18 protein-coding genes are annotated in these 19,823 nt (G+C 58.4%); 16 read left to right on the forward strand and 2 right to left on the reverse strand.

Features of this window, described 5'->3' with window-relative positions; genetic code table 11:
* Positions 1 to 94 precede the first annotated feature (94 nt).
* The 5 genes from PZH32_RS07145 to PZH32_RS07165 are packed head-to-tail and all read left to right on the forward strand — an operon-like array spanning position 95 to position 7,933.
* Positions 95 to 2,605, forward strand: coding sequence for a type I restriction-modification system subunit M (locus tag PZH32_RS07145; RefSeq protein ID WP_275207206.1), 2,511 nt, complete (start codon positions 95 to 97; stop codon positions 2,603 to 2,605).
* A 1-nt stretch (position 2,606) separates the two neighbouring features.
* Positions 2,607 to 3,839, forward strand: coding sequence for a restriction endonuclease subunit S (locus PZH32_RS07150; RefSeq protein ID WP_275207208.1), 1,233 nt, complete (start codon positions 2,607 to 2,609; stop codon positions 3,837 to 3,839).
* A gap of 31 nt (positions 3,840 to 3,870) precedes the next feature.
* Entirely contained in the window at positions 3,871 to 4,053 is a 183-nt protein-coding gene (locus PZH32_RS07155; protein WP_275207209.1) for a hypothetical protein, read from the forward strand.
* The gene (locus tag PZH32_RS07160; RefSeq protein ID WP_275207211.1) at positions 4,046 to 4,690 is read left to right on the forward strand and encodes a Fic/DOC family protein; all 645 of its coding nucleotides are present in this window, start codon (positions 4,046 to 4,048) and stop codon (positions 4,688 to 4,690) included. Before PZH32_RS07155 ends, PZH32_RS07160 begins: the two co-directional genes overlap by 8 nt.
* 12 nt (positions 4,691 to 4,702) lie before the next feature.
* Entirely contained in the window at positions 4,703 to 7,933 is a 3,231-nt protein-coding gene (locus PZH32_RS07165; RefSeq protein WP_275207213.1) for a type I restriction endonuclease subunit R, EcoR124 family, read from the forward strand.
* 11 nt (positions 7,934 to 7,944) lie between these two features.
* Here the strand turns inward: PZH32_RS07165 and PZH32_RS07170 are convergent, their stop codons facing one another.
* A complete protein-coding gene (locus PZH32_RS07170) occupies positions 7,945 to 8,532 on the reverse strand; it encodes a restriction endonuclease subunit S (RefSeq protein ID WP_275207215.1) in 588 nt (195 codons plus the stop codon).
* Here PZH32_RS07170 and PZH32_RS07175 point away from each other — a divergent pair.
* A complete protein-coding gene (locus PZH32_RS07175) occupies positions 8,511 to 9,089 on the forward strand; it encodes a hypothetical protein (RefSeq protein ID WP_275207217.1) in 579 nt (192 codons plus the stop codon). The genes PZH32_RS07170 and PZH32_RS07175 overlap by 22 nt on opposite strands.
* A 9-nt stretch (positions 9,090 to 9,098) precedes the next feature.
* Here the strand turns inward: PZH32_RS07175 and PZH32_RS07180 are convergent, their stop codons facing one another.
* On the reverse strand, positions 9,099 to 10,025 hold the full coding sequence (locus tag PZH32_RS07180) for a site-specific integrase (RefSeq protein WP_275207218.1): 927 nt from the start codon (positions 10,023 to 10,025) through the stop codon (positions 9,099 to 9,101).
* A 352-nt stretch (positions 10,026 to 10,377) separates the two neighbouring features.
* On the opposite strand from PZH32_RS07180, the gene PZH32_RS07185 reads away from it, so the two are divergent.
* The 10 genes from PZH32_RS07185 to aroQ all read left to right on the forward strand — a co-directional run bounded on the left by PZH32_RS07185 (position 10,378) and on the right by aroQ (position 19,790).
* On the forward strand, positions 10,378 to 11,838 hold the full coding sequence (locus PZH32_RS07185; protein WP_275207220.1) for a 5-bromo-4-chloroindolyl phosphate hydrolysis family protein: 1,461 nt from the start codon (positions 10,378 to 10,380) through the stop codon (positions 11,836 to 11,838).
* A 49-nt stretch (positions 11,839 to 11,887) separates the two neighbouring features.
* Positions 11,888 to 13,036: a toxic anion resistance protein gene (locus tag PZH32_RS07190; protein ID WP_275207222.1), complete on the forward strand. Its 1,149-nt coding sequence runs from the start codon at positions 11,888 to 11,890 to the stop codon at positions 13,034 to 13,036.
* Positions 13,037 to 13,039: 3 nt separating this feature from the next.
* On the forward strand, positions 13,040 to 13,456 hold the full coding sequence (gene ruvX, locus PZH32_RS07195) for a Holliday junction resolvase RuvX (protein ID WP_275207224.1): 417 nt from the start codon (positions 13,040 to 13,042) through the stop codon (positions 13,454 to 13,456).
* 70 nt (positions 13,457 to 13,526) lie between these two features.
* Positions 13,527 to 14,729, forward strand: a complete 1,203-nt coding sequence (gene mltG / locus PZH32_RS07200) for an endolytic transglycosylase MltG (protein ID WP_275207226.1) — start codon at positions 13,527 to 13,529, stop codon at positions 14,727 to 14,729.
* A 20-nt stretch (positions 14,730 to 14,749) separates the two neighbouring features.
* Positions 14,750 to 15,352 (forward strand): YqeG family HAD IIIA-type phosphatase, encoded by a 603-nt coding sequence (locus tag PZH32_RS07205; RefSeq protein ID WP_275207228.1) that lies wholly within the window; start codon positions 14,750 to 14,752, stop codon positions 15,350 to 15,352.
* Between the two features lie 31 nt (positions 15,353 to 15,383).
* Complete coding sequence (locus PZH32_RS07210) at positions 15,384 to 16,310, forward strand: shikimate dehydrogenase family protein (protein WP_275207230.1); 927 nt, start codon at positions 15,384 to 15,386, stop codon at positions 16,308 to 16,310.
* Positions 16,311 to 16,496: 186 nt separating this feature from the next.
* On the forward strand, positions 16,497 to 17,663 hold the full coding sequence (aroC, locus tag PZH32_RS07215) for a chorismate synthase (protein WP_275207232.1): 1,167 nt from the start codon (positions 16,497 to 16,499) through the stop codon (positions 17,661 to 17,663).
* 74 nt (positions 17,664 to 17,737) lie between these two features.
* A complete protein-coding gene (locus PZH32_RS07220; protein ID WP_275207234.1) occupies positions 17,738 to 18,274 on the forward strand; it encodes a shikimate kinase in 537 nt (178 codons plus the stop codon).
* Positions 18,256 to 19,365 (forward strand): 3-dehydroquinate synthase, encoded by a 1,110-nt coding sequence (aroB, locus tag PZH32_RS07225; protein WP_275207235.1) that lies wholly within the window; start codon positions 18,256 to 18,258, stop codon positions 19,363 to 19,365. Before PZH32_RS07220 ends, aroB begins: the two co-directional genes overlap by 19 nt.
* The gene (gene aroQ, locus PZH32_RS07230; RefSeq protein WP_275207237.1) at positions 19,362 to 19,790 is read left to right on the forward strand and encodes a type II 3-dehydroquinate dehydratase; all 429 of its coding nucleotides are present in this window, start codon (positions 19,362 to 19,364) and stop codon (positions 19,788 to 19,790) included. The genes aroB and aroQ overlap by 4 nt, the downstream gene beginning before the upstream one ends.
* Positions 19,791 to 19,823: the final 33 nt, after the last annotated feature.

Consider the following 19,823-nt stretch of genomic DNA (forward strand, 5'->3'; position numbering starts at 1 on the left):
TGCGCAAACGCCTGTCCCATTCTTGGCTCACGCTCTGATGCAGCGTTAGCGTATAATGGCCTAATCTGCGAAAACGCCGGGAAGGATCCTCTGTATGAACAAGCAACAACTCGCTGCGAAAATTTGGGAATCAGCCAATCGTATGCGCGGCAAAGTGGATGCCAGCGAGTATAAGGACTTTATTCTCGGCTTTATTTTCTACAAGTACCTTTCCGAAAAAGAGGAGCAGTTCTTCCTTGCCGAAGGCATGACTGCTGCGGATATGGAGCAGCTGGTAGAGGGGGATGCCGAAACGGTCGACTACGCACAGGAGCGCCTCGGCTACTTCATCGCTTACCCAAATCTGTTCTCCACCTGGGTGCAAGCGGGCAATGACTTTGCTATCTCCCAAGTATACGAAGCGCTTTCAGCATTCCGCCGCTTGACAAGCCAGCGGTATAAAAAGGTATTCGACGGCATTTTTGTAACGCTGGAAACGGGTCTCTCTAAGCTTGGTGATGGCGCTGCCTCGCAGACAAAGGCAGTGCGTGATCTGATTCACCTGATCCAGACGATTCCCATGCACAGTCGGCAGGATTACGATATGCTGGGATATATTTACGAAGACCTCATCTCGAAGTTCGCCTCCAGTGCGGGCAAAAAAGCTGGTGAGTTCTACACCCCTCACGAGGTTTCGGTTCTTATGTCCGAGATTGTTGCCCATCATTTGCAGGACCAGGAAGAGATTCGCATCTACGACCCTACGAGCGGTTCGGGCTCGCTCTTGCTGACCATTGGTGATGCTGTAGAGCGCCGTCTGGGCGATAAGGACAGTATCATTTACTATGCTCAGGAGCTAAACCAGGCTACATATAACCTTACACGCATGAATTTGGTAATGCGCGGTATTAAGCCAGCTAATATCGTTGTGCGCAATGGCGATACGCTGGAAGAAGACTGGCCCTATTTTGACGATTCCGACCCAGCGGGTAGCTATGATCCGCTTTACGTGGACGCGGTGGTCTCTAATCCTCCTTACTCCCAGCGCTGGGAACCGGAGGGGAAAGATACCGACATCCGTTTCGCCTATGGAGTGGCTCCGCGTTCGAAAGCGGACTACGCTTTCTTGCTGCATGATCTTTTCCATCTGAAGCCCTCGGGCGTCATGTGCATCGTTTTGCCCCATGGCGTGTTGTTCCGTGGGGGCGAGGAGGGGGCGATTCGTCGCAACCTCATCGAGAACGATAAAATTGCGGCAATTATCGGTCTTCCGGCGAATATTTTCTTCGGCACTGGCATACCTACTATTGTGATGGTGCTGCGCCAGAAGCGTGCTGAAAATGACGTCCTCATCATCGATGCCTCTAAAGGGTTTGAGAAGGTCGGCAAGAACAACCAGCTGCGTTCCTCGGATATTCGTCGTATCGTCGATGTGGTAACTGCAAGGGCGACCATCGAAGGATTTTCTCGCCTTGTGTCCAAGGATGAGATTCGCGAGAACGACTACAACCTGAATATTCCGCGATACGTTGACTCTTCTGAGCCAGCCGAGACGTGGGATTTGTACGCCTCGATGTTCGGCGGTATCCCTAACCAGGAGATTGATGGGCTATCGGTCTATTGGGAAGCGCTACCCGGGTTGCGCGAAGCGCTGTTCGCAGGGGAGAATAGCCATTGCTCAAAACTGATTTCCGAGGATGTACGCGAGGTCGTAGAGAATGATGCGGCGGTGAAAGCATACCTTGGCGCTTACTCTAATGATTTTGCCAGTCTGCGAGGTGAGCTTATCTCCTCCCTCATAGGGGGATGGGAGACGGTGGATGCAGCTGGTGAAGAGGCGGCTGTGGCGCAGCGTATTTTTCAGCGCATCGAACCATTCTCCCTGGTAGATAAGTATCAGGCCTACCAGGTGCTCGACGATGCGTGGAAGACTATTTCTGCCGACCTTGAGATGCTGCAGACCGAAGGTTTCGACGCGGCGCGCAAAGTCGATCCTCTCATGGTTCTCAAAAAGAAGTCCGGCAAGGATGTAGAGGCGCAAGATGGCTGGAAAGGGCATGTGCTTCCCTTCGACCTGGTGCAGCGCGAGCTCCTTGCCGATGACGCGGCGGCGCTTGAGTCGCTTCAAAATGAGCTCAATCGCGTTTCGGGAGCATGCTCTGCATTGAAGGATGAGCTGCCAAAGGCTGAAGACGATGAGGAAACGGACGAGGTTTCTGCCGATTTGTCCGAGGAAGAGATTGAGGCTAAGCAGCGAGAGCTAGCCACCCTTCAAAAGCGCGAAAAAGCGCTCAAGAAAGAGGTGAAGGAGGGCGTGACTAACCTCGAGGAGAAAACGCGTCAGGTTGTTGAGTCGCTTACCGATGAGCAAGTGTACGAGTTGCTCGAAGAGAAGTGGGTGACTCCTCTTATGGGGGATCTGCTTGCGCTTCCCCAAAAGGCAGTCGATCAGCTGGTCAAAAGCATTAATGCTTTGGCGGACAAATACCAAGATACTTACGCCTCAATTGCATCGCAGATTAGTGAAGCAGAGCGAGAGTTAGATGAAATGCTCGGACAGCTTGTCGGGAACGAATTCGACATGCTAGGTATCGCAGAGCTCCGCAAGCTTCTGGCGGGTGAGTAGCATGGATGATCAGCGTAAGTCGGAAAACGCCTGCATGCCGGCTCTTCGTTTCGAGGGCTTCACCGATCCTTGGGAACAGCGTAAGCTAGGGGAGATGTATGCTCGATCATCAGAGAAAAACGACGGGACGATCAAAGGGGATCGCATTATCTCCGTCGCCACAATGAAGTTCAATCCGGAGCAGAGATTTTCCGGAAAAGACTATCTGCAAACCTACAATATCATGAGGCTAGGGGACATTGCGTTCGAGGGACACCATAGCAAGGATTTCATGTATGGAAGATTCGTCGAAAACACCATCGGGCCGGGTATTATTTCCCATATCTTCGATGTTTTTTCACCAAAAGGTGAGTATGATCTTCTGTACTGGAAGTACGCTATCAATCTCGAGAAGATAATGCGTCCTGTGCTGGTGAAGACCACGAAAGCGTCAACGATGATGCACAATCTTGTTGCATCGGACTTTCTTGAAGAGGAAATACCCGTACCGGCGGTTGCTGAGCAGCAGGCCATCGGCTCGCTCTTCGCCAAGCTCGACTCCCTCATCACCCTTCATCAGCGTAAGCACGACAAGCTCAAGACCGTAAAACAATCGCTGCTGGAAAAGATGTTTCCGAAAGAAGGGGAAAGTGAACCTGAGATTCGCTTCGAGGGCTTCACCGATCCTTGGGAACAGCGTAAGCTGGGGGAGGTGGCTGGCTTTACCAAAGGCGTCGGTTATTCCAAATCCGATATCAAAAAGCAAGGAACCCCATTTATCCACTATGGCCGCCTCTATACTTCCTACCAACTTGCGATCACAAGTGTCGACACCTTCGCCGATGAGGCCGATGGCTCTATTGTTAGTACTGGGTGTGAGGTGATAACTCCATCCTCTGGCGAAACCGCAGAAGACATTGCTATCGCTACAGCTGTGCTCTCACCTGGTATTTTGTTGGGAGGAGGCTTGAATGTTGTTTTACCAGATGCGAACCTTGATTCGGTGTTTCTTGCCCTCAGCATTTCCAATGGCGTTCAGCATAGAGAGCTTGCAGGAAAGGCGCAGGGGAAATCAGTCGTCCATCTTTACAACGACGATCTTGCGACATCGAGCCTTCGATTGCCGATCTTGGCCGAACAGCAGGCCATCGGCGCGCTTTTCGCCAAGATCGACTCCCTCATCACCCTTCATCAGCGTGAGCTTGATGTGCTAAAGAATCTCAAGCAGGCTTTACTTGAGAAGATGTTCGTTTGATACTTACGCTGTGCCTAGATAGGAGATTGCCATGGATCGTAAACGGGTAATTGCTGAAGCCATCCATTCGGGCGAAATGGAAGGCGCGTACGTTTCTGCTGAGTTTCGCGAGGATGCTGACGAGTATGTAGCAGGAGAGATTTCCATCGAGGAGCTCATGCGGCGAACAAAGCGCCGTTGGACGGTTGAGGGCAAGGCAGTCTCTCATGGCTGATTTCGTGGATCCGTACATTGATCCAGCCACGGGCGTTCTGAGGAATCTTGTCGGGGCCTCTACATATGATGAACTGCGCAATGCCGAAGGTGAACTTATCGCTATGCGTACGAGTGAGTTTCTAGAAGAACTCCCCTTCTGCGTCACGGGTTCGATGGACGATTTTTTGCGTATCCACCAGTGGCTTTTTCGGGATATCTATGATTGGGCCGGGAAACCGCGCACTGTCGAAATACGGAAGAGTCGTGAGGGGTCAGAATTCTTCCTTCCGTCTCCGAATATTCCGATGGGGTTCGATTGGGCACAGGACGAGTTACGCAAAGACGACATGCTTAAGGGCCTTTCGACATCGCAGTTTTCTCAGCGGTTGGCCTACCACTTCGACAACTACAACTTCATACATCCGTTTCGCGAGGGCAATGGTCGAACGCAGCGGCTTTTTTGGACGCTGCTGTGCCATGACGCTGGGTTTGATTTGGACTGGCGGCTCGTTTCGGGCGAGGAAAACGACGAGGCGAGCAGGGCCGCAGCAGAGGACATGGATTTATCGGGATTGATCGCCATGTTCGAGCGCATATCTTCCCCTTGCGACCCCGCCGTCCCCCTTAATCAGGGTTTGCTCAAGCTGAACAAATAGGAGGAATGTTCAATGGTGTTCGACAGCGAGTCGGCCTTCGAAGAAGCGGTCATTGAAACGCTCAAAGCCTACGGCTGGGATGATATTGGGGGAGTGCTCAAGTACCCAACTGAGCAGGATCTTATCGACAACTGGGCCTCCATCCTCTTTGAGAACAACAAGCATCGCGATTGTCTGAATGATGTGCCGCTCACTGAGGGCGAGATGCGGCAGATTATTGAGAAGTTGGTGGCCGAGCGGACGCCAGTGGCTATCAACGAACTTATCAACGGACGCGAGATTGTTATCAAGCGAGACAATCCCGAAGACGGCCTTCATATTGGGCGCGACGTGGCGCTGCGTATCTTTCATCCTGCGGAAATTGCCGGAGGAAGCACGCGCTACCAAATTGCTCAGCAGCCTGTTTTTCCGTCGAAGTCGAAATTGGGACACGACCGCCGGGGCGATCTTATGCTGCTCATTAACGGCATGCCCCTGTTCCATATCGAGCTCAAGAAAAGCGGCGTGCCGGTTTCCCAGGCCGTGGGGCAGATCCAGAAGTACGCGCATGAGGGTGTGTTTGAGCGCTTGTTCTCGCTTGTTCAGATCTTTGTTGCGATGAACCCCGAGGAAACGAAGTACTTTGCCAACCCGGGGCCCGATGGCGCCTTTAACGAGAAGTTCATGTTCCACTGGGCTGATTACAACAACGAGCCCATTAACCGGTGGAATGACGTTATCAAATACCTGCTTAGCATCCCCATGGCCCATCAGCTTATCGGCTATTACACCGTAGCCGATGATTCGGATGGCGTGCTGAAGGTGATGCGCAGCTATCAGTACTTCGCGGCGAGTCGCATCTCCGACCGCGTGACGGTGGTGAATCGCGATAAGTTGTGGGGAGCGCGCGGTTTGAAGGGCGGCTATATCTGGCATACCACTGGCAGCGGCAAAACCATGACAAGTTTCAAGTGCGCGCAGCTTATTGCCAACTCAAAAGATGCCGAAAAGGTGGTCTTCCTAGTTGATCGTATCGAGTTGGGTACGCAATCGCTAGAGCAGTACCGCTCTTTCGCCAACGAGTCGGAATCGGTGCAGGCAACGGAGAGCACCGATGTGCTGAAGGCTAAACTGAGGAGCAACGATCCGTCTGATACGCTCATTGTCACTTCAATTCAGAAAATGGGCAATATCGACGAGGATGCGCTGAGCGCGCGAGATTTGGAGGCTATTCGCAAAAAGCGTCTCGTATTCATTGTGGATGAATGCCATCGCTCCACATTTGGCAAGAACATGGAGACTATCCGCAAGACGTTCCCCGGGGCTCTGATGTTCGGGTTTACCGGTACGCCTATTCAGGATGAGAACAAGAAGGGTCTCAGTACTACGAGCGACGTGTTCGGCGATTGCCTGCACCGTTACAGTATCGCCGACGGCATTCGTGACGGTAACGTACTCGGATTCGACACGTACCCGGTAAGTACTTTTGATCCCTTCGAGCTTCGTAATGAGGTGGCCCTGGCTGAAGCGAAGGCTAGCAGTATCGAAGAGGTGCGAGGCGATCCTCGCCGGGAGCAGGTATACTATTACGTCATGGATCTTCCTATGGAGCCGACGCTCGATGGCGAGGGGAAACCGTGCAAAGGCGTTGAATCTATGGTGCCCGAGGCGCAGTATGGTACGCCAGATCAGGATCGACCTACCGAGCATCAGCGGCAGGTGGTCGCCGACATACTGAGACATTGGATGCAGTTCAGTCGATTCAGCAAGTTCCACGGTATCTTTGCCACCCATTCCATTCCCGAGGCACTCGATTACTATCAGCTTTTCAAGCAGGGAAAGCCAGAGCTTGCCGTGACCGTGCTCGTTGATCCTTCCATTGACAATGAGGCTGAGAAGATAGACAAGGCGCTCATAAAACAGGACGCGCTTGCTGAAGTGATCGACGATTACAATAAGCGCTACGGTAAAGAGTACTCGCTGCCTATGTGGGCGTCGTTTAAGCTGGATGTGTCGAACCGTCTGGCTCACAAGCGCCCCTACCTGGGCATCGATAAGAAGCCGGAAGAGCAGCTCGACTTGCTCATTGTGGTAGACCAAATGCTCACGGGCTTCGATTCCAAATGGGTGAACACGCTGTATTTGGACAAGATGCTGCGTTATGAAATGATTATTCAGGCTTTCAGTCGAACGAATCGACTGTTCAACGAGAGCGAAAAGCCTCACGGCACCATTCGCTACTATCGTAGGCCGTACACCATGAAGCAAAACATCGAAGAGGCAGTGGCGCTGTACTCAGGCGACAAGCCACTCGATCTGTTTGTTCCGAAGTTGAGGGAGAATCTGATCTCACTGAACTTGGTGTACGAGGATATCGTCGCGGTGTTCGAAGACAACGGCGTGGCCGATTTCTCTCGATTGCCTGACGCGCCTGAGGCCAAGGGTAAGTTCGCCTCGCTCTTTCGCGAATTTAACATGCTGCTTGATGCATGCAAGGTGCAGGGCTTTACTTGGGAGCAGGAATTGTACGTTTTCGACGTTGATGGTCGGTTGAGCGAAGATGTGTCGATTGAGGATGTGCCCAATGGCGGAGATGCTCTGGCTTACGATGGGGAGGCGATTTTTTCTCTGTGTAGCGAAGCCGACTATCTTATTTTTGCCCAACGCTACAAGGAGCTGGAGCCGCGGGGCACGGGTGAGCGTCCTGGCGATTCGATCCCCTATGATCTGAGCGGGCATCTAATGGAGATCGACACTACTAAGATCGATCAGGATTATATGAATGCGAACTTCACCAAGTGGTTGAAGGAGCTGGAGGTTGAGGGCTCAAACGCCGAGGCGGCCGAGGCTGCCTTGGCAGCTCTGCATAAGAGCTTTGCGAGTTTAAGCCAAGAAGAGCAGAAGTACGCAACCTTGTTCATCCACGATGTGCAGAGCGGTGACGTGTTCGTTGATCCGGGCAAAACGTTCCGCGATTACGTGACGGAATATCAGCGTCATGCCAAGGATGTTCAGATTGCCAAAGCGTCTCAAGTGCTTGGAGTCGACGGGGCCTTATTGGCGGAACTGCTAGAAGCGGCTCCCGATGAGGCCAGCCTGAACGAGTTCGGGCGTTTCGATAAGCTTGTCGATACTGTCGACACTGATCTTGCGAGAAAGTATTTATCAGCTGCTGAAGGTACGCCGATCCCGTCGTTCAAAACAAAAATGAAGGCTCATGGGCTGCTCAAGCGCTTCGTGCTAGAAGGAGGCATAGATCTGTAAAGGCTCCCTCATCACTTACGCTGATGAAGGGTGATGAGCGAGTCAAGCCGCTGGAAGAAAGAGCCTATGGCTTGTTGCTCAGGAACTTCGTTTGGCATCCAAACGCGCATGCCCTCAACATCAGATCCGTTATAAGAAGGCAGTGCCCCAGTTTGAATTAGACTTGTAAAGTCCAGTCTCTCAAATAATGATTGCCCGAAGCCTGGGTCGATGGAATCAACGTCCATCGAGAAAGCCATGGTGTTGTTGTCCAACAAAAACGGCTCATTTACCAGCCGCTTTCTATTAAGCATTACAGCTGCACCGACTTTTGCAAAAAAAATCGCTGGCACTTGAGACACTGGGCGCCAGCCCATTCGAGATAGTTGTTCATCGGTCACATAGTTATTGGAGTGAATAAGAACTCGCTCATTTCCGGGCGTATTCATGTCAGAGACTTTGAAGAAAGGAACTCCTTTTTCTCCGCCTTGTTCGGCATCAGGAAACCCGACACCTGAAGTCGTAAACCCGACCTCCCCCAGCTTACGCTGTTCCCAAGAAAGCGTTGCAGTTAATACTCCACTGTTTGTCGGGCAAGGTGGCACAACCGGTATACCCACGAGCCGCACTTCATAGCCGCCAGCGTGCAACTGCTTGGGAACAGCGTAAGCTGGGGGAAGTTGCGCAGCACCTTCAGTATGGCGTGGGCGCCTCGGCCGTGCCTTATGACGGTGAAATTAAATATTTGCGAATCACAGATATCGATGATGAAACGCATGAATTTCTGAACGAGGACCTGACTTCACCCGATCCTGAGTTCTGCATTGGTGATGATTCGTATCTACAGAAAGGCGACATCGTCTTTGCGCGGACTGGCGCAAGCGTAGGAAAAACATATTTGAACAGGGATGATGACGGAGGGATTGTTTACGCTGGCTTTCTTATTCGTGCCCGATTGAGTCAAGATGCAGACCCTGAGTTTGTCTATCAACAGACACTGACAGAGCCTTATGCGAAGTTTGTCGAGATAACATCGCAGCGTTCAGGGCAACCTGGCATCAATGCCATTGAGTACGGCGAGTGGGAATTAGCGTGGTGTTCTTGGAAAGAACAGCGTCTTATCGGCTCTTTCTTCCAACGGCTCGACTCCCTCATCACCCTTCATCAGCGTGAGTGATGGGTATCGTTAGATTAGGCTGGAGATTGACCGCATGACAAGGTCAACGTCTTGATTCTCAAGTTCCTGGATGATATGCAAGTAGGTTTTCTGCGTCGTATTCATGCTGGCGTGGCCGAGACGTTTGGCTACGCTCGCGATTGATACCCCCGCGAAGAGCAGAAGTGAGGCGTGAGTATGGCGCAAGCCGTGCACGGAAATGACAGGAATGCCAGCGTGAACGCAGTGTCGTTCCAAAATGCTGTTGGCGGTGGAGTTGTACACGTTTCCGCGGACAAAGATGGGTTCATCCTGCGGAAGCCGTTTGGTGAGCTCCGAGAATTGGATGACCAACTGCCAATCAAGCTGAACTTTACGGACAGAAGAGCGATTTTTCGTTGGCACAAATCCTGAGCCATTTTTGTAGTCCCAGGTTTTGTTGACCGATACAACTTGCCGTCCAAACTCAAAATCATCGGGCGTGAGCGCGATAGCTTCCGAGAAACGCAGCCCGGTTTTTGCTATGAGAAGAATCATCCAGTCCCAGGTAACCTCTGTTCCCAAATCGAGGTCGTTCAAGAGTCGGTGAAGCTCGAATTGGTTGAGGTACTTTTGCTTCTTCGCCCGAGGAGCTTTGCCTTTGATGATGGCTTTTCGTGTTGGATCGCGCTCGACGAGCCCTTCATCCACTGCGTCTAGAACCGCTCCTTTGAGCTGATGGTGAAAGTCCATCGTTGTTTGCCGTTCGTGGCTTTCGGCGTAATCGTTCAACAGCTTTTGGTATGTGATGCGGTTGAGCTCGCAGAGGGCCAAATCAGGAGCTAGTCGTTTGAGCCACGAGCAGGTGAGGCGATACTTGTTCAACGTGACGTCGCGCACTGCTCCTTCTTTGTACATGGCGACCCATTGATGGTAGTAGTCGTAAAAAGTGTCTTGGGGAGTCAGCTCGTTAATCATGGGGGTCCCTTCTACGTTTGGTGGTGTGTTTAAGCTGCTCACGCTGATGAAGGTGCCCTAAGAGTAGCGAGGTAATTTTTGCGGCTCAAGAGAAACTTGTAGGAGAGCCTTTTTTGGGGATAGAGCAATGCTTGCGGGTGCGCATTGCGTGGAAGCATGGGGGAGCGTTAAAGGGGTGTTGGGGCCGCGTGGTAAGATGGCGGGAAGTTATAACGTCGCAGCGTAAGGCTGCTTGCGGTTAGGAGCGCACATGGATTCCCCGTACCCTTCTTCGTCTGGCCCTCAGCGGCCTGTCGACGGGTGGGGAAGGCCGCAGTCGGCGCCGCAGCCACAGACGCCCGGACCAGAGAGTGTGTACGAGACGCCGCACGAGTTCGCGTCGGCGGACGCAGCTCGCAGCAGCGCGAGTTGGTCCGATGCGTCGCGTCCCGGCGCCCAAAGCCCGGTTCCGGGCATGTCGGCCAAGGACTTCCAGAAAATGTGCCAGTCGGTGGACAAGGCGTTCTCGCAGTTTGCCCAGTTGGTGAATAAGGCCGCCGACGGGGCGGCCGAGGCTTTGGGCCAGTCGCCCGAGAAGAACCTTAAGGCCTACCAGGAGCTGGAGGCGAAACGCAAGGCGCAGAAGAAAGCCCAGAAGAAGGCTCGGAAAGCGGCGCAGGCCTCGGCGGCCTATCGGTCGCAAGGAGGCGCGTCGGGCGCTCCTACCGCGTATCGGCCGCAGTCGGGCGCGCCGGGCGCGGCTCCGGCAGCTGGTTCGCCAACGGCGTCGCCGGCCTATCGGGCGGCCTACGCGTCGGCCGGGCAGCCGCTTGCTCGGGCCAAGAAGCGCTTCCGCTCGTCCTGGGGCCTCACCGCTTCCGGTGCGCTTATGACTGCTGCCGGCGGCGCGGGCACGGTTGTTTTCGGTGGGGCAGCCATCACGGGACTCGTTATGGGAGTGACGGCCGTGCCTGCGGGCATTGCCACAGCGGTAATCTTCGGGCTGCTGACGGCCGGAGCGGCAGCGGTGCTCGGTCTCGGTATCAGCTGCTTGCGCAAGGCGTCGCGGCTCAAGGCCCTCAAGCGCATCATGGGCAATCGCGAGGTGTGCAACATCGACGAGCTGGCTCAACGTCTGCAGCTTTCGCCCAAGGCAACGCTTTCGACGGTGCGCCGCCTCATCAAGGGCGGCTATCTGCCCGAAGGACGCCTGGACGATAACAACCAAACGCTTATGGTTACCGACAGCGCCTATCATCAATACTTGCAGTTCCAGCAGGCACAGCGCCAGGCTTTGGCCGATCAGCAGGCCGCCGCGGAGGCGCGCGCTGCCGAGGAGGCGGCCCGGGCGGCAGCTCAAGCTGCCCAGCAGGCGCGCGCCGATCGTCTGAGCCCTGCCGAGCGCGCCTTCATCGATCGCGGCCAGAGCGCGCTGCAGCAGATGGCCGCACTCAACGCCCGCATTGACGACGCCGCGGTAAGCCAGAAGGTGACCGCCCTCGAGGAAGTGACGGCGCGCATTTTGGCTCGCGCCGAGGAAGAGCCGAAGGTCATCGCCGGGCTCGACCGCCTGAACGACTACTATCTGCCAACCACCCTCAAGTTGCTCGAAGCCTATGACGCCCTGGAGGAACAGCCCGTCCAGGGCGAGAACATCGCCTCCTCGCGTCGCGAGATCGAGCACACCCTCGACGTGCTCAACAGCGCCTTCGAAAAACTGCTCGACGACACCTTCCAGGAGCTCAACATGGACGTGTCCGCCGACATCTCGGTGCTCCACGCTCTACTGGCCCAGGAGGGCCTGACCGACGGTCCCTTTGACGCCAAACCCTAGACCATTCTGAGAACGCTCCCTGTTTCCCCTTCTTCCGAAAGGATTCCCCATGAACGACGAATTGAAGAACCTCGATAACATTCCTACGCCGAAGCTGACTCTGGACCCGGTGGAGGAGGTGACTGAGGCCGCCATCATCGAGACGGACGCTCCGGAACCGGCAGCCCCCTCGCTGGCCGACTCGCTCTCGGCCGAGGAGCTGGCCCAGGTGGAGGCCTTCGCCGAGCAAATTGACATTGCGAACTCCCAACAGGTGCTCACCTTCGGCTCGGGCGCCCAGAAGAAGATGGCGTCGTTTTCCGAGACGGCCCTGGAGAAGGTGCGCACTCAGGATCTGGGTGAGGCCGGCGACCTTATTGCGAATGTGGTCACCGAGCTGAAGAGCTTCGATACCGACGATGAGGAGAAGGGCTTCTTCGGTCTGTTCAAGCGCCAGGCCAACAAGATTGTGGCGCTGAAGGCTCGCTATGATGCCGCCGAGGCCAACGTGGACAAGATTGCCAAGGCCCTGGAGGGCCATCAGGTGACGCTCATGAAGGATGCGGCCATGCTCGACCAGCTCTACGAGTTGAACCTCACCTACTTCAAGGAGCTGACCATGTACCTGCTGGCCGGCCGCCAGCGCCTGGCCCAGGTGCGCGAGGACGAGCTGGCCGAGCTGTCGGCGAAGGCTCAGGCCTCCGGATCCACTGAAGATGCCGAGGCGGTGCAGAAGCTGGCTGCCGCTTGCAACCGCTTCGAGAAGAAACTCTCCGATCTCGACCTCTCCCGCACCGTGGCCATGCAGATGGCGCCGCAGATTCGCCTGGTGCAGAACAACGAGATGCTCATGATCGAGAAGATCCAGACCACCCTGGTGAACACCATTCCGCTGTGGAAGAGCCAAATGGTGCTGGCCCTGGGCCTGGCCAACAACGAGGCGGCCCTGCGCGCCCAAAGCGCTGTCACCGATATGACCAACGAACTGCTGCGCAAGAACGCCGAGAAGCTGAAGCAGTCCACGGTGGACGTGGCGCGCGAGTCCGAGCGGGGCATTGTGGACATCGAAACCCTGCGCGTCACCAACGAGAATCTCATCCAAACCTTCGACGAGGTCATGAAGATCCAGGCCGAGGGCCGCGCCAAGCGCGCCGAGGCCGAGACGGAGATGCGTCGCATGGAGGCCGAGCTGCGCGCCAAGATGTTGGAGGTGCGCTAGGCCATGCGGGTTATGGCGCTCGATATCGGAGAGGTGCGCGTGGGTGTGGCCGTCAGTGACCCGGGAGAGCGGGTGGCCAGTCCTGTGTGCGTGCTGCCGGCGGCCGAAGTGCTGGCCAACGCCAAACCGTTCAAGCGCGTGCTGGAAGACTGGGAGCCGGAGCTGCTGGTGTGCGGCCTGCCCCGCACGCTGGCGGGGGAGGAGGGGCCCCAGGCGGCGCGTATCCGCCAGAATGCCGACGCCATCAGCGCTGCGTGCGGCATTCCCCATGTTTTCGCCGATGAGCGCTTGAGTTCCGCCGAGGCCAAACGCATTTTGCGTGAAAAGGGCTACGACGAAAGGTCCATGCGCGGCAAGGTTGATATGATAGCCGCAAGTCTGTTTCTGCAGTCGTGGCTCGATGAGCGCGCCCGAGCCTAGGGGCGTTCTGGCATGAGGGGCCTCGGCTTGCCCGCCGGCGGTGCCGGTGCTTTGCGAGAAAGGCCTTCTCTTGGCTCGTCATAACAAGAACGTCACCTACTCTTCGCATCCCACGCGGGCGGCCCGAGCGGCCCACGCCCGCGGCGATAAGGAATTCCGCACCTACGACACCAGCGCCATCGTGCCGAAGCGCGATATGAAGCCGGTGATCTTCCTGGGCGTCGTGGCCCTTATCATTGTGGCTGCGGTGGTGTTCTTCGCGGTGCGCGGCTGCACGGCCGAGCAGCCGCAGTTGTTGGAAGCGGGCCAAACGGCGCAGGTGACCATCGACGAGGGCGAAAGCGCTCAGGCCATCGGCGAGGCCCTGGCGGAAGCCCATCTCGTTCCCTCGGCCCAGGACTTCACCAGCGAGGTGACGCGCCTCGAGGCTGCTTCTGCGCTTATTCCGGGCACTTACACCTTCGAGGGCGGTATGACGGCCGAGGAGCTGGTGCGGGCTATCATGGCGGGGCCGGCGGCGGCGGGCGACACGCTTACCGTGCCCGAGGGGCTGACCCTGGCGGCCACGGCCGATGCGGTGGCCGAGGCTACGGGCGGCCGCATTTCTGCCGAGGATTTCACGGCCGTCACGGCCGATGCGAGCGTCTATGCCGCCGAGTTCCCGTTTCTGGAATCGGTGGGCACGAACTCCCTTGAAGGCTTCCTGTTCCCGAAAACCTATGCGGTCACTGATGACATGGATGCCGCCGCCGTCGCGCGCATGATGCTCACCCAGTTCGGCATCGAGACCGCTTCGCTGTTCGATGATTTCGCCAACAGCTACCCGGCCAGTCAAGGGCTCTCGTTCTACGATGCGGTCAAATTGGCCTCCGTCGTCGAGAAGGAGTCGAGCGGCGATGAGGAGGTGCGCGCTCGGGTGGCGCGCGTGTTCTACAACCGCTTGGCCTCCGATCATCCCTATCTGGAGTCTGACGCCACCACTGCCTACGAAGTAGGTCACGATCCTTCGGCTGACGAAGTGCATGCCGATACGCCCTACAGCACGTATACGCACGAGGGCTTGCCGCCTACGCCCATCTGCTCGCCGGGCCTCGAGTGCCTGATGGCTACGTTTAACCCCGCCGAAGGCGACGACCTGTTCTTCTATTTCTACAACGACGCCGATGGCAACCTGCAGTATGTGTTCAGCCAAACCTACGAAGAGCATCAGGCGGCCATTGCGAAGCATCCTGGTGACGCGGCCGATGGGGCTGCCGACAACGACGCCGCCTAGGGCTGCGTTCGGGGGAGACTATGGCCCTGTGGAGTCCCGAGCGCTATTTCTCGCGCATAACCGATATCGACATCGAGCGTGATTTGCTGGCGCCGGGGTATACCCATGTGCTGCTCGATATCGACAACACCATCCGTGCCCGCGACACCCATGCGGTGCCCCGCGATGTAGGGATGTGGCTGGGACGTGCCCGCACGGCCGGCGTTCAGTTCTGCCTGGTGTCCAACAACTGGCACGCCGACGCTCACGATTTCGCCGCGCAGATGGAACTGCCCCTGGTGGCCAAAGCTATGAAGCCGCTGCCGCCGGCCTTTTTCGCCGGTATGCGCAAGCTGGGGGCTCGGCGGAGCGACACCGTGGTCATCGGCGACCAGCTGACCACCGATGTGCTGGGTGCCCACTGCGCCGGGCTGCCCGCCTATATGCTGCAGCCTTTGGTGAAACAGGATCTGAAGCACACGAAGGTGCTGCGGGTGCTGGAATCTGCCATTCTGGGCGACCGTCAGCCGGAGCCGGCGGTGAATGCGACGGCGGACGCTGGCGTGTCCGGCCCTGAGGCGATTCCCGGACGGCCGGCGGCCGCGGTGGTAAGGGCGCAACCCGCACCGGCCCACGAAGAGTAACTGCCCATCGGCGCTGATCAAGGAGAACGCTATGACCAAGAACCTGTACATCCTCGGGCATCCTATCGCCCATTCGAAATCGCCGGTCATGTACAACGCGGTGTTCGAGTCGGTGGGGTTGCCGTGGCATTACGGGTTTATGGATCTTCCCGAGGTTGCCCAGGCCGAGGCCTTCCTGAAGGAGCGGGATTTCCTGTCCATCAACATCACCACGCCCTACAAGCCCGAGGCCTTCGCCGCCGCCGATGTGCAGGCGGCCTCGGCGCAGTTGGCCCACGGGGCCAACGTGCTGGTGAACAAGGACGGCACGCTTATTGCCTACAATACCGACGGCCAGGGCTGTGTGGCCTACTTGGAGCGCGAGGGCGTCAACTTCCGCGGTAAGAAGGTGGTGGTGTGCGGCACGGGTCCCACGTCGCTGTCCATTCTCCATGCCGTGGCCCAGGCGGGACCGGCCGAGGTGCTGCTGGTGGGGCGCGCGGTGCCCCGGGCCCATGACGTGCTGCGCACCTACGTGGACGAGCTGGGAGCGTTGGTGGGACGCACGGTGGATATGCCGGCGTTTCAGGAGCATCACTTGAGCTTTGCCGACGTGTACCGTCAGGTGGAGTTCAAGTACGGCAGCTACGACACCTCGCGCCAGGCCATTGCAGCGGCCGACATCATTCTGGACGCCACGCCTTTGGGCATGAACGAGGGCGATGGCGCCCCCTTCGACACGGCGTTGCTGTCGGCGCGCCAGACGGTGTTCGACGTGGTCTACAGTCACGGGGAGACGGCCTTGGTGTCCGCGGCTCGGGCGGCGGGATGCCGTACTTTCGACGGGGCCGGCATGCTGGTGGGCCAGGCCGTGGTAACCGTGCATATCCTGCGCGATATTACTGAGGAACCTAAGCTGGATCTTTCCGACGATGCTCTGTTCGACCTTATGGCGAAGGCGGCGGGCTTCAACCTGTAGGGCTGCTGTCGTTTTCGCCGGCCGGAGCGGGGTTGGGCGAGGCGCCGTGGCGGCGCGTCGCGCGGTAGCGGCTGTCTCGCGGTGCCATCGGGGGCGATGCCGTGTCACCTTAGGCGAACACGTCCCGGAATTAAAGACGGCTGCGCTACAATAGGCCTGTTCTATCCACGACAGAAAGCAACCAGCATGGAATACATCACTGCGGGGGAGAGCCACGGCCCCGAGCTCACGGCCATTGTGACCGGGGTGCCGGCCGGTCTTCCCATTTCCGAGGAGCAGATCAACACCGATCTGAAGCGTCGCCAGTCCGGTTACGGCCGCGGCGGCCGCCAGGCCATCGAGACGGACACCGTACGCGTGACCAGCGGTGTGCGTTTCGGGCGCACCCTGGGCACGCCCATTGCGCTGACGGTGCGCAACCGCGATTGGGAGAATTGGACCGACCGCATGGCCGCCTTCGGCTGCGCGCCGTCCGATCTGGTACGCGAGGTGACGCCCCGCCCGGGCCATGCCGACTTGGTGGGTGTCCTGAAGACGAACACCGATGATTGCCGCAACATTCTCGAGCGCGCCAGCGCCCGGGAGACCGCGGCCCGCGTGGCCGCTGCCGGCATTGCGCGGGAGTTTTTGGCCGAGTTGGGCGTGGATGTGTTCTCCTATGTGACGTCGGTGGGCGATGTGCGCCTGGCCGATGAGGATCTGGCCCAGGTGGTGCAGCATGCGCCCCTGGATATCGAGCTTTCCGAAATGCGCTGCCCCGACGAGCGCACTACCGAGGCCATGAAGCGCGCCGTGGATCGCGCCAAGGCCGACGGCGAAAGCCTGGGCGGCACCTTCCGTGTGGTGGCCACGGGCCTGGTGCCCGGCTTGGGTTCCTACGCCACGGGCCCCGATCGCCTGACCTCGCGCATTGGCGCGGCGCTGTTCTCCATTCCCGCCATCAAGGGTGTGGAGTTCGGCCTGGGCTTCGAGGCGGCGCGCCGCGTGGGCTCTCAGGTGCACGACCCCATTGCTTTGGAGAACGGCGAGTTCGTGCGCACTTCCAATAACGCCGGCGGTCTGGAGGGCGGCATGACCAACGGCATGCCCCTGGTGGTGACGGCGGCCATGAAGCCCATCCCTACGTTGATGCAGCCGTTGGGCACGGTGAACTTGGACACGCTGGAGGCCGAGGAGGCCTCCAAGGAGCGCAGCGACACCTGCGCGGTGCCCGCGGCCGCGGTGGTGGCCGAGGGCGAGGTGGCCTTCGCCCTGGCCAACGCCTACCTGGAGGCCTTCGGTTCCACCTGCATGGCCGATGTGAAAGCGGCCATCAAGGCGTACCAGAAGCGTTTGAAGACCATGGGGCGATAGCTATGGCGCAGGAAAAAGACGCACAGCGCCGTGGAGGCCGCTCTCGGCGCCCGGCTCCGCATACGGATGAACCCATGGTGCTGACGCGCCCGGTGTTCTTCGTGGGCTTCATGGGAGCGGGCAAAACATCGGTGGCCCGTCGTTTGGCCCGCACCTGCCGCATTGCCTCGGTGGACATGGACACCTATCTGGAGCGTCGGGAAGGGCGCAAGATCACTGAGATCTTCGCCACCGACGGCGAGCCGGGCTTTCGCGCCATCGAGACGGACGTGCTGCGCGAGCTGGCGGCCAAGGAGGATCCGCTTCTGGTGTCCTGCGGCGGCGGCGTGGTGGTGACGCCGGAGAATCACGAGATCTTTGCCGAGGGAGGCCTGGTGGTCTTCCTCGATGTGACGGCCGACGAGGCCTCCGATCGTATTCGCGACAAATCGACGCGTCCGCTGTTCCAGGACTTGGACAGCGCCCGGGCCCGGTGCGAGGAGCGCCGCCCCCTCTATGAGGCGGTGGCCGACGTGACGGTGTCCACGGCCGGCAAGTCGGTGCCCGCCATCGCCCGTGAAGTGCAACGCATTCTGGAGAAGGAGGGCGTGCTGTGCCCGCAACAAAAGTAGTGGTGAACATCCCCGGCGAGACGCCGTACGACGTGCGCATCGGCACGGGCGTCCTGGAGGGGCTCGGCTCTTGGGCGAAGAAGCTGCCCGCCGTGGCCCATGCGCCGCACCTGCTTATCATCACCGACGCCAACGTGGCCCCGCTCTACCTGGAGACGGCGCGTACGTCGCTCAAGGCCGCGGGGTTCCGCGTAAGCGACATTGTGGTGCCTGCGGGCGAAGAGGCGAAATCCGTGGCCGTGGCTGGCGAGATCTGGGACGCCATGGCGCAGCTGGGGCTCACTCGCGATGCAGCGGTAGTGGCCCTGGGCGGCGGCGTGGTGGGCGACCTGTCCGGCTTCGTGGCCTCCACCTACATGCGCGGCATCACCTTTGTCCAGGTACCAACTACGCTTCTGGCCATGGTGGACTCCTCCGTGGGCGGCAAGACTGGCGTGAACCTGGACGCGGGCAAGAACTTGGTGGGCACGTTCAAGCAGCCCGCCTATGTGGCGGCTTCTACCGACACTCTGGCCACGCTGGACGAGCGCGAGTGGGCCTGCGGCTGCGCGGAAATTGCCAAGTCCTCGGTAATCGATTCCGACGAGTTCTTCTTCTGGCTGTTGGAGCAGGCCGACGCTCTGGCGGCCCGTGATGACGCCGTGGTAAGTGAGGCCATCGCGCGTTCCGTGGTGTTCAAGGCCGGCGTGGTGGCGGCCGATAAGACGGAGAGCCGCGGCGTGCGCGAGTGCCTGAACTACGGCCACACCTTGGGTCATGCCATCGAGACCTTGGCCGGCTACGGGGTGTACTCCCATGGAGCCGCCGTGGCCGAGGGCATGCGCTTTGCGGCCCAGCTGGGCGTGGACGTGGTGGGCACGTCGCCCGAGCTGGTGCAAACCCAGGGCGAGCTGCTGGATCGTCTGGGCCTGCCGTCGCTGCCGTGGTCGGCGCCGGCCGACGACATTCTGGCGGCTATGAAGCGCGACAAGAAGACGCGCAGCGGCGAGGTGCGCTTCGTGCTGCCGCGGGACATTGGGTCGTGGGAGTTGGTGGCCGTGGAGGACGCGGTCATCCTGGAGCACTTGCGCGCATGGGAGGCTTCGAAGTGAAAAAGATCTTGCTGATGAACGGGCCGAACTTGAATATGCTTGGCGTGCGCGATCCGGCCATTTATGGGTCGGATACGCTGGCTGCCATTGAGGAAATGGTTCGGGCCTATGGGGCCGAGCGTGGGTGCGAGGTCGATTGCTTTCAGTCGAATCATGAAGGGGCCTTGGTTGACAAACTACATGAGGCCCATGGGGTGTACGATGGCATTGTGTACAACCCGGGAGCGCATACGCACTACTCCTATGCGCTTCATGACGCAGTCGAGTGCATTGACGTGCCGGTGGTGGAGATCCATATTTCGGATATCTCGAAGCGCGAAGAGTTCCGCCGCCATTCGGTGATTGCGCCGGCCTGCGTGGGCCAGGTGAAGGGTCTGGGCAAGGAGGGCTATCTGCGTGCCCTCGATATGCTGCTGGAGGAGTAGGGGAGAGGCCGCGGGCGCTGCTCGAGGGCGGTT

The organism is Adlercreutzia equolifaciens (assembly GCF_029076695.1).
Lineage (GTDB): Bacteria > Actinomycetota > Coriobacteriia > Coriobacteriales > Eggerthellaceae > Adlercreutzia > Adlercreutzia equolifaciens_A.

Coding starts and splice junctions, on each gene's coding strand:
- PZH32_RS07145 (WP_275207206.1), top strand. CDS start 95: ATGAACAAGCAACAACTCGCTGCGAAAATTTGGGAATCAGCCAATCGT.
- PZH32_RS07150 (WP_275207208.1), top strand. CDS start 2,607: ATGGATGATCAGCGTAAGTCGGAAAACGCCTGCATGCCGGCTCTTCGT.
- PZH32_RS07155 (WP_275207209.1), top strand. CDS start 3,871: ATGGATCGTAAACGGGTAATTGCTGAAGCCATCCATTCGGGCGAAATG.
- PZH32_RS07160 (WP_275207211.1), top strand. CDS start 4,046: ATGGCTGATTTCGTGGATCCGTACATTGATCCAGCCACGGGCGTTCTG.
- PZH32_RS07165 (WP_275207213.1), top strand. CDS start 4,703: ATGGTGTTCGACAGCGAGTCGGCCTTCGAAGAAGCGGTCATTGAAACG.
- PZH32_RS07180 (WP_275207218.1), bottom strand. CDS start 10,025: ATGATTAACGAGCTGACTCCCCAAGACACTTTTTACGACTACTACCAT.
- PZH32_RS07190 (WP_275207222.1), top strand. CDS start 11,888: ATGAACGACGAATTGAAGAACCTCGATAACATTCCTACGCCGAAGCTG.
- ruvX (WP_275207224.1), top strand. CDS start 13,040: ATGCGGGTTATGGCGCTCGATATCGGAGAGGTGCGCGTGGGTGTGGCC.
- PZH32_RS07205 (WP_275207228.1), top strand. CDS start 14,750: ATGGCCCTGTGGAGTCCCGAGCGCTATTTCTCGCGCATAACCGATATC.
- PZH32_RS07210 (WP_275207230.1), top strand. CDS start 15,384: ATGACCAAGAACCTGTACATCCTCGGGCATCCTATCGCCCATTCGAAA.
- aroC (WP_275207232.1), top strand. CDS start 16,497: ATGGAATACATCACTGCGGGGGAGAGCCACGGCCCCGAGCTCACGGCC.
- PZH32_RS07220 (WP_275207234.1), top strand. CDS start 17,738: ATGGTGCTGACGCGCCCGGTGTTCTTCGTGGGCTTCATGGGAGCGGGC.